The organism is Rothia sp. HMSC065C03 (genome assembly GCF_001837295.1).
Lineage (GTDB): Bacteria > Actinomycetota > Actinomycetes > Actinomycetales > Micrococcaceae > Rothia.
This window is the reverse complement of sequence record NZ_KV832006.1, coordinates 589,115-601,215: the sequence shown is the minus strand read 5'-3', so window position 1 is coordinate 601,215 and position 12,101 is coordinate 589,115. Positions and strand designations below refer to the sequence as shown.

The following is a 12,101-nucleotide window of genomic DNA, read 5'->3' as shown; positions in this document are numbered from 1 at the left end:
TGAATTTTTCGATATCTAACGGCGGTCTCATCATACACTCATAATATGAACACTGTTCCACACTCAGAAACACCTATCACTCCTCGTCAATCCGCTATCGCTGACCCCGCCGCTGACCGAGCGGCAGCGGGTACTTCTGCCCGCGCCTCCATGGGTCGCCGCGAACTACTTCACCACGTTGGTACCTTTGGTTTGGGCGCGGTGGGCTTCGGCGTGCTGGGTCTTGGCTTGACCGGTTGCACCCCCTCCGCGGCGGAAGGCACCCACGGGGCGGCTAGCGGGTCAGCATCGGGCGGCACCCCGTCCGGTAGTGCGTCGGGTAGTGCCTCGGCGACTTCTTCGGCAAGCTCCTCGGCTACCCCCTCCCCATCTGCAACTAGCTCCACATCGGGGACCGCATCCCCGACCGCCGCGGCATCTAAGACAGCTTCTGCATCCGCAACCTCCTCGAACCCGGTCCCTGCGGCTCGTGCCTGGGACGGCCCGCAGACCGGCCTGCCCGGTGAGGGAAAGTACATTGCGTGGACGGTCGATGACGGTGCCGACCCGGAGGTGGTGCGCGCCTACGCGGAGTTTGCCCACCGTACCGGCACGCGCCTGACCTTCTTTATCAACGGCCAGTACCCGGCGTTTAAGCAGCATCGTGACCTGTTGCTTCCGCTGGTGAAGAGTGGCCAGCTGCAGATTGCGAACCATACGTATAGTCATGCGGCGTTGACGAGCTTGACGGATGAGCAGATTGTTCAGGAGTTGACCCGTAATGATGAGGAGATTAGGCGGCTTTTTGGGGTGTCTTCGAAGCCGTATTTCCGCCCGCCGTACGGGTATTATGATGCGCGCGTGTTGGCGGCTGCGGCGTCGTGTGGTTTTACGCGCCCGGTTCTGTGGTACGGGTCGTTGGCGGATTCGTCTAATATTTCTTCGGCTGAGGTGTATGCCTATGCGGAGAAGTATGCGTTGGCTCAGCATATTGTGATTGGGCATTTGAATTATCGGGGTGTGGTGTCTGAGCTGGACCGTATTCGGGCGTTGTTGGATCGGCGCGGGTTGAAGACGGTGACGATTCGCGACTATTACGGGTAGTGCGGGGGAGCCCTGGCGGGGTCTGGTGGGTATACTGGGAGGCATGACGAAGCTTCCTCAGAACCCTATCCTTCGGCAGGTGCACCGCTTCCGTGAGGCGCTGCTGTTTTTGCTGTATTACACGGTCTCTTTTCAGGGTGTGCGTTGGATGCGTACCCGCCACCCGCGCCTGGCGACGGCGTGGTCGGTGACCTTGTGGGTGAAGATGGTGTTGCGTGGCATGGAGCAGGTGGTGCGTATGCTGGTGCCGGTCCTGCAGGATGCGGAGGCGCGCCGTGCTCGTGCTGAGCGTGCCCGCGCCTACCAGCCGCGCTAACCTCACCGGCTGAGCTAACAGAACTAGGCTGATACGACGAAGCCCCCTTGTACTTTCGGTACAAGGGGGCTTTCGCTATAAGAACGGGCAGAAGCCTAATGCTTCTTCTTCGGCTCACACGCCACGCCGTCACCGTCTTTATCTAGACCAGGGCGGTAACCCGGCTCACCACGATGCAACGGTGCCGCACCCGCAGCAATAGCCGCATCACAATTCTTGTAATAAACACTCGACTGCGCCGGAGCCTGCTGCACCGGCTGAGCGGGAGCCTGCTGAGCAGGAGCCTCAGCCGCTGGAGCCGGTGCCTGCTGGACGGGCGCCTCCGTAGCTACCGGCGCCTGCTGAACAGGAGCTTCCTGCTGAACAGGCTCAGCCTGTTGCGCGGGTGCCGCAGAAACCGGAGGTGCCGGAGCCTCCACGGAAGGTGCCTCAGTAGCCGGTGCCTGCACGGGAGCCTCAGTCGTCGGAACCGGAGACGGGGTTACCGTCGGGGTAGGAGACTCCGAAGGAGTCGCAGACGCACTCGGCGTCGGAGAAGAACTAGGAGTAGCTGAAACCGAAGGGCTGGCAGAAACAGACGTCGACGATGACGCAGAAGGCGCAGGCTTCGGAGCGCGAACAGACGAAGAGCAACCAGTCAGCAGCAGAGCACCCGCAAGAACACCAGCGGTCGCGGTGTGAATTTTCAACACAATATTCCTTTATAAAGTGAGTGGACAAGTGTGTTCACCGTAGAACACACACTCAAGTGTAAATGAAAACGGCCCCATTCGCAGGCAATATTGAGCCCCCCAAACATTTCTGACAAGGGAAGACGTAACGTGCGGGCATAGTAAAGCCCCCTCGTACTAGAAATAGTACGAGGGGGCTTCGCTACACCTGGGGCTGCATTAGCCGGGGCGCTAGGGGAGTAGCACCCCCGCCGCGCACTTCTCAGCGGCTACTAGGAGCAGTTGCCGTTCATATCGCAGGACGGACCCGCCTCCGCAGCATTGTTACCTGCAGCATCACCAGCCGCGCCCGCCAGCGGGTTCAAAAACTCCACACGGTGAGTCTCCTCCCACACCTGACGCAGCGCCTGTACCAGCATCTTCGCAGGCTGCGCACCACTCACTGCCCACTTCGACTCAATCAAAAAGAACGGCACACCATTAATGCCCAGCTGACGCGCCAACTGCTCATCAGCACGCACATCCGCCGCGTAACGGTCACTCTTCAGCACCGCCTCAACCTCGGCAGTGTCCAGGCCAATCTCAGAAGCAATATCCAGAATCGACTCGTGATCCTGCACCGAACGGCCCTGCGTAAAGTACGCCAGCTTAAACGCCTCCTGCGCCGCCGACGCCAAACCCTGCTCCGCCGCATAATGAATCACACGGTGCGCATCAAACGTGTTACCGTACCGCGCCTGCCGCCAATTGAAATCCAAACCCACCTCGCGGGCACGCTCCGCCAACGACTCCTGGCTCGCAATCGCCTGCTCCAGCGGCATCTGATATTTGCCCGCAATCAGCTCAGGCAGCGAACCGGCAGGATGCTCCGTAGCCGACGGGTCCAGCTCAAAACTATGCCACACCACCTCAACCTCGTCACGGTGCTCAAACTCGGCGAGCGCCAGCTCCAGGTTACGCTTGCCCACGTAGCAGAAGGGGCACACAATATCGGACCAAATATCAATACGCATTGTCGTCTATTCCTCTCACACTCGGATGCGGCACACTGCCGCCACTATACGCTCACCTAACGCCCCGGCTGCCGCACTTATTCCCGCGGCTATTACCCGCGGTTATTCCCCAGAGTTTATTCTCGCCGGGCACGGCAAAGCCCCCTCGCGCCGGTCCGTACAGAATCTCAACACAGGAATATCTGCACGGGAACCGGGGCAAGGGGGCTTCATCGGGGAAGGTCTACACCAACCTATCGGCGGGCGGCCGCCGGTGCGGTAGTGGCAGTAGCCGCGGGTGCAGTCGTTGCCGCCGGTGCAGTGGTCGCTCGAGCAGGCGGAGCAGTCGTAGCCGCAGGTGCGGTCGTCGCCTGCTGGCTAGCCGCAACCTCATCCTCATAGCGGGTGGTCGGTGCCTGAGTCGGAGCCTCAGTAGTCGGCTCCGGGGTAGGGGTAGGCGCCTCCGTAGTTGCCTCGGGGGAGGGGGTGTGCTCCTCCGGGGTGGGGGTCGGCGAAGGTGCCGCCGCCTTAATCTCTTCCTCGGAGGCGTCACCGTAGTAGTCACGAATCGTCACCGCAGTCAGGCCGCGGTCATCAATCAGGCCCTTCACCTTATCCAGGATCGGGATGATCGTTTCGTAGTTCAGGTGACCCAGCACAATCTGCTGCGGCAGCATGTAGCGGATGCAACGCATGTAAATCACGCGGGAGCTGGTCTTAGCCTCATCACCGGTCGTGCCGTTCCACATGACCGGGCGGGTAAAACCAATCTCGCCAGCAGCCTTCAGAACCGCATCGTTGTAACGGCCGTACGGCGGGCGGAAGTACGGCTTCGACGAGACACCGAACATGCTCATAATCTCGTCTTCGTTACGCTGCAACTCTTCCTTCACACCCTCAGCATCCAGGGTGGTCAGGTCGGCGTGGCTGTAGGTGTGGTTCGCAACCTGAATCTGGCCGCTCTGAACCAGCGGACGCAGCAACGACACGTGCTCCTTAAAACCGGTGTACGAAGCGTTAATGAAGAAGGTCAGGCGAGTATTCGTACGCTTCGAGAACTCAGCGTAGCCGCGAATCGCCTCCGGGCTTGCGCCGTCATCAACAGTCCACGCAACATACTTGCCGTCACCAACGAGGGAGTTGCCGATACCGGGCCATTCGCGCGGCTTATCAACCGGGTTGCCAGCAGCGGCAACCGTCGGCGAATTCGTTGCGGCGGGGCGAGTAGCGGCAGCAGAGGTCTCGCCGCCAGCCTGATACGGAGTGAAATTACCGCTGGTGCCGTCGTAGTCATTCGACTTCTTCGAGCAGGCAGCAATCAGCGGAAGCATAGCAGTGCCGAGCACAAAAAGTCGGCGGTTAGGCTGTGAGTGGGTCATACTCTCCAGGATAACGCCCCCACCTGCAAGGAACGAATCTGAACAGCGAATACACCCTAAATAATGTGCACATCACACCCTGCGCTCAGCACCACAGTATTAATAGGTATAAAAACTACGTATAAGAACACAAAATCCTAAAGCCGCAAGCCGGTAACGCTCCGCTACACTAGTGGGATGGAGAATTTGGGCACTCACGAACTGCGCAACCTTGTGAACGATGCTGCCGACGAGGCAGTCAACATCGGCTACCGTGTTGCAGACCGGCTGCACAGGTGGCGCGAAAAGCGCGCCATCGTCGCCGGTCGCGAGCCTATCCTCGTGCCCACCGAAGGCTACGGCCGTGCCGCCTCCGAAGGAAACCCCGGCTGGGTTCGCATCATCGCCCGCGCACTCTACAAGACGGTCAACCTCGAACGCCTGCTGCAGGTTGTAGAAGGCACCCAAGACACCGCCAACCCCATGCGCGGCTGGCGCTCTTTCACCGCAACCGCAATGTCCGATGCACCCGTCACCATCGTCATCGACGGCACCAAATATGAGGCGTACACCGACCGCGGCGGCGTGCTCGACGTCAAACTCAGCATCGACCTGGACCCCGGCATGCACGAAGTCATCATGTACGTGCCCGGCTCCCGCGCCGTAGCAACCAGCGTCTACATCGTTCCCGAAAGCCAGAAGCTCGGCGTCATCATGGACGTCGACGACACCGTCATGGTCACCATGCTGCCGCGCCCCCTCGTCGCCGCCTGGAACTCCTTCATTCTCGACGAGCACGCACGCATCCCCACCCCCGGCATGGCGGTCATGACCGACCGTATCCGCCGCAGCCACCCGGATGCGCCGTTCATGTACCTATCCACCGGCGCCTGGAACATCACCCCGACCCTGCGCCGCTTCCTCAGCCGCAACGGCTACCCGCGCGGCACGTTCCTGCTCACCGACTGGGGCCCCACCCCCGACCGCTGGTTCCGCTCCGGAACCAACCATAAGGTCGAGTCCCTGCGCCGCCTCGCCGAGGAATTCCCGCAGATGAAGTGGATCCTCGTCGGCGACGACGGGCAGCGCGACCCGTACATCTACAACGGCTTCGCGGTACGCTACCCGGACAACGTGGCGGCAATCGTCATCCGCAACCTGACCGTGGGGGAGACCATGCTCGCCTCCGGCCGCGTGTGGAGCGACTACCGCGCCGAACAGATGATGCGCTCGCCGCTGTGGATTGAAGCCACCGATGGCGTAACGCTCAGCAAGAAGCTGCGCGAGCTGGGCCTGATCGATTTCTAGCCGGTTACTGCTCACCGGTTGCTAAAACCAGCATGGATACCCAGTAAACCCACCGCAAATACCGCGAAATGCCGGTATATGCGGTGGGTTTTGGTGTTTCAGCGGAATTAACCAACTTAAACCCACGACACACCGGCTGCTGAAAAAGAGTTAAAAATCTTTTCTACAGCCTTAATCACATAGCTTAAACCCGCTCGAAGGGGGTTAACCCCCGCCTTTAAGAAAGTCCGTTCTGCTTTAAAACCGCGCCGTTCCGCGCAAGAACGGGTGAGAGCGGAAATCTCTTTAAAATCAAGCCCGAATCTGCCGGGTTTTATGCCCCCAAACGTATACATGAGGTTAACTGAACCTCAACTCAGCGGGCGAATGAACCCTTAAAAATCCTGACCAACTTAAACCCCACCTGTGGATAACCCGGCACACCCCGCGAAAATACGGCGAACTAGCCCCGCGGCAGGGTGTGGATAAGCTGTAGACACCCCCTCTTAAGTGGGTTCAACTGTGGGTTTATCGAACGAAACACGACCCTCGCACCACATCATCTTGTGGTGCAGAAAAATCTCGACACTAGATGTAGTATTAATACTCGGTTCCACCACTACGGCACTTTTAGGCGCCCTGCCCCAGCGCAGGAAACCACCACACCCCACTAGGAGGGGGCAGCGGACGGCACAGCGCCCGCCGTAAACAACACGTGGTGAACCACCGACGAAACACGCCAGATTCATTCACGAGATAAGCCCGCCCGAGCGGGAGAAAGTAAGAGGCACTCCCATGGTAGTGACCGTGTACACCAAGCCCCAGTGCGTCCAGTGCAACATGACCTACCGCGCCCTCGACGCGAAGGGTATCAGCTACACCAAGGTTGATATCACCGAAGACGCTCAGGCCCTCGAAATGGTCAAGTCCCTCGGCTACATGCAGGCACCCGTCGTCATCGCAGGCGACGAGCACTGGTCCGGCTTCCAGCCCGACAAGATCAACGCTCTGGCAGCGTAACAACCCTGCCGAAACCCGTACAAACGGAAAATCGGCACGGAACCACACCGGCCCACGAGAATAAGGAGTACAGATTGAGTACCGCCCTCACGCCCAACCCCGTCGACGAGCACGCAGAAATCCGCAAGATTCTTATGGATGCACGCAATGCTTCCGAGGGTCGAGCGACCGAGGACGAACTGGACGATACAGCGCCACTCATCGTGTACTTCTCCTCCATCTCCGGTAACACCCACAAGTTCGTGGAGAAGATCCGTGCCCGCCGCCTCCGCCTGCCGCTGCGCACCGGCGAAGACACCCTCATTCTTGATGAGCCGTTCGTGCTCATCGTCCCCACCTACGGCAAGCCCGAAGGCGCCGGTAACGTTCCCCCGCAGGTGGTTAAATTCCTGAACGTGGAGCAGAATCGCCACCACATACTCGGTGTGATTGGCTCCGGCAACACCAACTTTGGTCCGCTCTTCGGTATCGCGGCAGACATTGTCGCCAAGAAGTGCGATGTGCCCGTGCTCTTCAAATTTGAGCTCATGGGCACCGATTCAGATGTAGAAAAAGTCAACGAAGGATTGGAAGCATTTTGGACGCAAAACTGCCCTCAGCACTAGAAACTCTCGGTGCGAGCCACAACGGCAAGAGCGTGCCCGAGAAGTTCAAGGGTATGAGCTACCACGAGCTGAACGCACTGCTGAACCTCTACGATGAGAACGGCCAGATTCAGTTCGATGCAGACCGTCAGGCGGCACGTCAGTACTTCCTGCAGCACGTCAACAACAACACCGTCTTCTTCCACGACCTGGAAGAGAAGATCGAGTACCTGATCGAGAACCAGTACTACGAGCCGGAACTCTTCGACAAGTACAACTTCCAGTTCATTAAGAACCTGTTCAAGCGCGCCTACGCCGTGAAGTTCCGCTTCCCGACCTTCCTGGGTGCCTTCAAGTTCTACACCTCCTACGCGCTCAAGACCTTCGACGGTCAGCGCTACCTGGAGCGTTTCGAAGACCGCGTCTGCATGGTCGCACTGCTGCTGGCAGAAGGCAACGAGAAGCTCGCCGAAGACATCGTCGACGAGATTATCTCCGGCCGTTTCCAGCCGGCAACCCCCACCTTCCTCAACGCAGGTAAGCGTCAGCGCGGCGAGCTCGTCTCCTGCTTCCTGCTGCGCATGGAAGACAACATGGAGTCCATCGGCCGCTCCATCAACTCTGCACTGCAGCTCTCCAAGCGCGGCGGCGGCGTGGCATTCGCCCTGACCAACCTGCGCGAGTCCGGTGCGCCCATTAAGAAGATTGAGAACCAGTCCTCGGGCGTTATCCCCGTCATGAAGCTGCTGGAAGACGCCTTCTCCTACGCAAACCAGCTCGGCGCACGTCAGGGTGCCGGTGCCGTGTACCTGCACGCACACCACCCCGACATCTACGCCTTCCTGGACACCAAGCGTGAGAACGCTGACGAGAAGATCCGCATCAAGACCCTCTCCCTGGGCGTTGTCATCCCCGACATCACCTTCGAGCTGGCGAAGAAGAACGAGGACATGTACCTCTTCTCCCCGTACGATGTGGAACGCATCTACGGCGTGCCCTTCTCCGACATCAACGTCTCCGAGAAGTACTACGAGATGGTCGATGATGCACGCATCACCAAGACCAAGATCAACGCGCGTGAGTTCTTCCAGACCATCGCAGAGATCCAGTTCGAGTCCGGCTACCCGTACGTGATGTTCGAAGACACCGTCAACCGCGCGAACCCCATCGCCGGTAAGATCATCATGTCCAACCTGTGCTCCGAGATCCTGCAGGTTTCTGAGCCGTCCACCTACCACGCTGACCTCGGCTACGAGACCGTCGGTAAGGACATCTCCTGCAACCTCGGCTCGCTGAACATTGCACTGACCATGGACGGCGACGACTTCGGCAAGACCGTGGAAACCGCGATTCGTTCGCTGACCTCCGTCTCCGACCAGTCCGACATCCGCTCCGTACCCTCCATCGAGCGCGGCAACAACATGAGCCACGCCGTGGGTCTGGGCCAGATGAACCTGCACGGCTACCTGGCACGCGAGCACGTCTACTACGGTTCCGAAGAAGCACTGGACTTCACCAACATGTACTTCTACACCGTCGCCTACCACGCAATCCGCGCCTCCATGCAGATTGCTAAGGAACGCGGCCAGCGTTTCGAGGGCTTCGAGAACTCGAAGTACGCATCCGGTGAGTTCTTCGCAAAGTACATTGAGAAGGAATGGGCACCGCAGACCGAGCGTACCCGCGAACTGTTCGCTAAGCACCACATCCCCACCCGTGAAGAGTGGATTCAGCTGGCTGCTGACGTGGCACAGTACGGCATGTACAACCAGAACCTGCAGGCTGTTCCGCCGACCGGCTCCATCTCCTACATCAACGGTTCGACCTCTTCGATTCACCCGATCGCTTCGAAGATTGAGATCCGCAAGGAAGGCAAGCTCGGCCGCGTCTACTACCCGGCACCGTACATGACCAACGAGAACCTGGAGTACTACCAGGACTCCTACGAAATTGGTTACGAGAAGATCATCGACACCTACGCTGTTGCAACCCAGCACGTGGACCAGGGCCTGTCGCTGACCCTCTTCTTCCGCGATACCGCAACCACCCGCGATATCAACCGCGCCCAGATTTACGCATGGCGTAAGGGCATCAAGACCATCTACTACATCCGTCTGCGTCAGATGGCTCTTGAGGGTACCGAGGTTGAAGGCTGCGTATCCTGCATGCTCTAGCCCGAATGCTGTGACGCATTCAGCCTGAGCTGGCACACTATAACTAAAGACTGGAAGGGGCGGTTACGGTAAACACGCAAACCGCCTGCGCGACTGGCTGGCCGCGCGTGGCACCGTAACCGCCCCTTAAGAATCGGAGAATTACTAATGAGCGAAAAGGTGAAGCTCGTCGACCACGTGGTCGAGGCTATCAACTGGAACCGTATTGAGGACGAGAAGGACCTTGAGGTTTGGGATCGTCTGACCGGTAACTTCTGGTTGCCGGAGAAGGTGCCGCTGAGCAACGACGTGCCCTCCTGGAAGACCCTGACCGAGGAAGAGAAGCAGCTGACCATGCGCGTCTTCACCGGTCTGACCCTGCTGGACACCATCCAGGGTACTGTCGGTGCTGTGTCCCTGCTGCCGGACGCTGTGACCGCGCACGAAGAGGCCGTGTACACCAACATTGCGTTCATGGAGTCCGTGCACGCAAAGTCGTACTCCTCGATCTTCTCGACCCTCGCCTCCACCAAGGAGATTGACGAGGCGTTCCGCTGGGCTTCTGAGAACGAGCACCTGCAGAAGAAGGCGAAGATCGTTCTGTCCTACTACACCGGTGACGACCCGCTGAAGAAGAAGGTTGCCTCCACCCTGCTGGAGTCCTTCCTGTTCTACTCGGGCTTCTACCTGCCCATGTACTGGTCTTCGCACGCGAAGCTGACCAACACCGCTGACCTGATTCGTCTGATTATTCGTGACGAGGCAGTGCACGGCTACTACATTGGCTACAAGTTCCAGCGCGGCCTGGCGAAGGAGTCCGCGGAGCGTCAGGCAGAGCTGAAGGAGTACACCTTCAACCTGCTGTACGAACTGTACGAGAACGAGGTGGCGTACACCCACTCCCTGTACGACGGTGTGGGTTGGAGTGAGGACGTTAAGAAGTTCCTGCACTACAACGCTAACAAGGCTCTGATGAACCTGGGCTACGAGCCGATGTTCCCGGCGACCGTGACTAACGTGTCCCCGGCAATCCTCTCGGCACTGTCCCCGAACGCTGATGAGAACCACGACTTCTTCTCCGGTTCCGGCTCTTCCTACGTGATCGGTAAGGCTGTGAACACTGAGGACGAGGACTGGGACTTCTAAGGCGGAGACTTCTATCCTGGGACTTCTAAGCCCCTTCTCGCCTTGAGATATCAGGCTGAGATAAACCGACCCCCGCGTATCCACTGTGGATGCGCGGGGGTTCCGCCGTTTAACCGGGCTATTTAACGTGCCAGGATGCCCAGGCTTCCCCGGTATAACCTGGCGCGGAAGCGGCGGAGAAGCAGGGGAGTAGGAGCGGTCTTTCTGGTTCCGGTTGTCGGAATTTTTACCTTCACCCCGTAGCATAAAAAATTATTGATATATCGGGGTGCGGGGCGTACTCTGATACGACTAACTATCAACGCAGATTTGAAAGGAACATCATGCGTTCAGTTGTTATGGAAGCCCCCGGCAAGGTCGTCGTCAACGAAGTTGAGAAGCCGACCCTGCTCGAACCCACCGACGCCATCATCAAGCTCGCCGCATCCTGCATCTGTGGCTCCGACCTGTGGCCCTACCGCGGCGCACAGCCCGTTGACCACCGGGCAATGGGCCACGAATACATCGGTGAGGTCGTCGAGGTCGGCTCCGAGGTCACCACCGTAGCCCCCGGCGACTTCGTCGTAGGCTCCTTCTGCATCTCCTGCGGCGAATGCGAAACCTGCACCGCAGGCTACCCCTCCCGCTGCCTCAAGGCAATCGCAACAGGCGACGCCTTCATCGGCGCACGCTCCAACGGCACCCAGGCAGAATACGCCCGCGTACCCTTCGCAGACGGCACCCTCGTCAAGACCCCCGCCGCACCCACCGCAGAGCAGATCCCGCACCTGATGGCGGCATCCGATGTGCTCGGCACCGGCTGGTACGCAGCGGACGCCGCGAAGGCAGGCCCCGGCAAGACCATCGTCGTTGTTGGCGACGGCGCAGTCGGCCTGAGCACAGTCATCGGCGCTAAGCAGCTCGGCGCGGAGAAGATCATCATCATGTCCCGCAACCCCGAACGTCAGGCGCTCGCTAAGGCATTCGGCGCAACCCACATCGTGGAAGAGCGCGGCGAAGAGGGCATCGCCAAGGTCATGGAGCTCACCGACGGCGTGGGCGCACACGGCGTCGCGGAGGCTGTTGGCACCCAGCAGTCCTTCGACCAGGCTCTCGGCTGCGTACGCCACGGCGGCTACATCGGCTTCGTGGGCGTTCCGCACGACAGCTCCATCGGCACCGATAAGCTCTTCGGCAAGCAGGTTCACCTGGAAGGTGGCCCCGCCCCCGTACGCAAGTACCTGCCGACCCTCATCGAGCTGATTTACAAGGGCGAAATTGAGCCCGGCCGCGTCTTCGACATGGTTCTGCCCATTGACGAGGCGGCTAAGGGTTACGAGGCAATGGACCAGCGTACCGCTACCAAGGTTCTGCTGACCATGCCGTAATAGCCGGTCGTATCGCCGGTTCCTATACCGGTTCCTATACCAGTATTCCGGCGCGTATGCGCTACTGATCCCCGCACCGACCCTGTCGCTCCACGTGAGCGGAGGTCACCGGTTGCGGGGATTA

11 protein-coding genes are annotated in these 12,101 nt (G+C 59.5%); 8 read left to right on the top strand and 3 right to left on the bottom strand.

Annotated features, from left to right (window positions below):
• Window positions 1-45: 45 nt before the first annotated feature.
• Together HMPREF2605_RS08040 and HMPREF2605_RS08035 are read left to right on the top strand one after the other, a co-directional pair.
• Window positions 46-1,083 (top strand): polysaccharide deacetylase family protein, encoded by a 1,038-nt coding sequence (locus tag HMPREF2605_RS08040; RefSeq protein ID WP_070847856.1) that lies wholly within the window; start codon window positions 46-48, stop codon window positions 1,081-1,083.
• A gap of 43 nt (window positions 1,084-1,126) precedes the next feature.
• The gene (locus tag HMPREF2605_RS08035) at window positions 1,127-1,399 is read left to right on the top strand and encodes a hypothetical protein (protein ID WP_070847853.1); all 273 of its coding nucleotides are present in this window, start codon (window positions 1,127-1,129) and stop codon (window positions 1,397-1,399) included.
• A gap of 95 nt (window positions 1,400-1,494) precedes the next feature.
• On the opposite strand, the gene HMPREF2605_RS08030 is transcribed toward HMPREF2605_RS08035, so the two are convergent.
• The 3 genes from HMPREF2605_RS08030 to HMPREF2605_RS08020 all read right to left on the bottom strand — a co-directional run bounded on the left by HMPREF2605_RS08030 (window position 1,495) and on the right by HMPREF2605_RS08020 (window position 4,441).
• Window positions 1,495-2,091, bottom strand: coding sequence for an excalibur calcium-binding domain-containing protein (locus HMPREF2605_RS08030; RefSeq protein ID WP_083324871.1), 597 nt, complete (start codon window positions 2,089-2,091; stop codon window positions 1,495-1,497).
• A gap of 251 nt (window positions 2,092-2,342) precedes the next feature.
• Window positions 2,343-3,083 carry a DsbA family oxidoreductase gene (locus HMPREF2605_RS08025; RefSeq protein WP_070847849.1) on the bottom strand — a complete coding sequence of 247 codons (741 nt, stop codon included), beginning with the start codon at window positions 3,081-3,083 and terminating at the stop codon, window positions 2,343-2,345.
• A gap of 233 nt (window positions 3,084-3,316) precedes the next feature.
• Window positions 3,317-4,441: a polysaccharide deacetylase family protein gene (locus HMPREF2605_RS08020; RefSeq protein WP_070847847.1), complete on the bottom strand. Its 1,125-nt coding sequence runs from the start codon at window positions 4,439-4,441 to the stop codon at window positions 3,317-3,319.
• Between the two features lie 177 nt (window positions 4,442-4,618).
• Here HMPREF2605_RS08020 and HMPREF2605_RS08015 point away from each other — a divergent pair, with 177 nt between their 5' ends.
• The 6 genes from HMPREF2605_RS08015 (at window position 4,619) to HMPREF2605_RS07990 (ending at window position 11,977) form a co-directional block, all read left to right on the top strand.
• A complete protein-coding gene (locus HMPREF2605_RS08015; RefSeq protein WP_049338467.1) occupies window positions 4,619-5,728 on the top strand; it encodes an App1 family protein in 1,110 nt (369 codons plus the stop codon).
• 774 nt (window positions 5,729-6,502) lie between these two features.
• Window positions 6,503-6,727, top strand: coding sequence for a glutaredoxin-like protein NrdH (nrdH, locus tag HMPREF2605_RS08010; protein WP_005505794.1), 225 nt, complete (start codon window positions 6,503-6,505; stop codon window positions 6,725-6,727).
• Between the two features lie 74 nt (window positions 6,728-6,801).
• Entirely contained in the window at window positions 6,802-7,332 is a 531-nt protein-coding gene (gene nrdI / locus HMPREF2605_RS08005; RefSeq protein WP_049342045.1) for a class Ib ribonucleoside-diphosphate reductase assembly flavoprotein NrdI, read from the top strand.
• A complete protein-coding gene (nrdE, locus tag HMPREF2605_RS08000) occupies window positions 7,305-9,485 on the top strand; it encodes a class 1b ribonucleoside-diphosphate reductase subunit alpha (protein ID WP_049345554.1) in 2,181 nt (726 codons plus the stop codon). Before nrdI ends, nrdE begins: the two co-directional genes overlap by 28 nt.
• Window positions 9,486-9,632: 147 nt before the next feature.
• Complete coding sequence (gene nrdF, locus HMPREF2605_RS07995; protein ID WP_005505797.1) at window positions 9,633-10,610, top strand: class 1b ribonucleoside-diphosphate reductase subunit beta; 978 nt, start codon at window positions 9,633-9,635, stop codon at window positions 10,608-10,610.
• Window positions 10,611-10,933: 323 nt separating this feature from the next.
• Window positions 10,934-11,977 carry a zinc-dependent alcohol dehydrogenase family protein gene (locus HMPREF2605_RS07990; protein WP_070847844.1) on the top strand — a complete coding sequence of 348 codons (1,044 nt, stop codon included), beginning with the start codon at window positions 10,934-10,936 and terminating at the stop codon, window positions 11,975-11,977.
• The last annotated feature ends 124 nt before the right edge of the window (window positions 11,978-12,101 follow it).

What these genes read in the sequence shown, in the direction of transcription:
- HMPREF2605_RS08040 (WP_070847856.1), top strand. Translation starts at nt 46, where the DNA reads ATGAACACTGTTCCACACTCAGAAACACCTATCACTCCTCGTCAATCC.
- HMPREF2605_RS08035 (WP_070847853.1), top strand. Translation starts at nt 1,127, where the DNA reads ATGACGAAGCTTCCTCAGAACCCTATCCTTCGGCAGGTGCACCGCTTC.
- HMPREF2605_RS08025 (WP_070847849.1), bottom strand. Translation starts at nt 3,083, where the DNA reads ATGCGTATTGATATTTGGTCCGATATTGTGTGCCCCTTCTGCTACGTG.
- HMPREF2605_RS08020 (WP_070847847.1), bottom strand. Translation starts at nt 4,441, where the DNA reads ATGACCCACTCACAGCCTAACCGCCGACTTTTTGTGCTCGGCACTGCT.
- HMPREF2605_RS08015 (WP_049338467.1), top strand. Translation starts at nt 4,619, where the DNA reads ATGGAGAATTTGGGCACTCACGAACTGCGCAACCTTGTGAACGATGCT.
- nrdH (WP_005505794.1), top strand. Translation starts at nt 6,503, where the DNA reads ATGGTAGTGACCGTGTACACCAAGCCCCAGTGCGTCCAGTGCAACATG.
- nrdF (WP_005505797.1), top strand. Translation starts at nt 9,633, where the DNA reads ATGAGCGAAAAGGTGAAGCTCGTCGACCACGTGGTCGAGGCTATCAAC.
- HMPREF2605_RS07990 (WP_070847844.1), top strand. Translation starts at nt 10,934, where the DNA reads ATGCGTTCAGTTGTTATGGAAGCCCCCGGCAAGGTCGTCGTCAACGAA.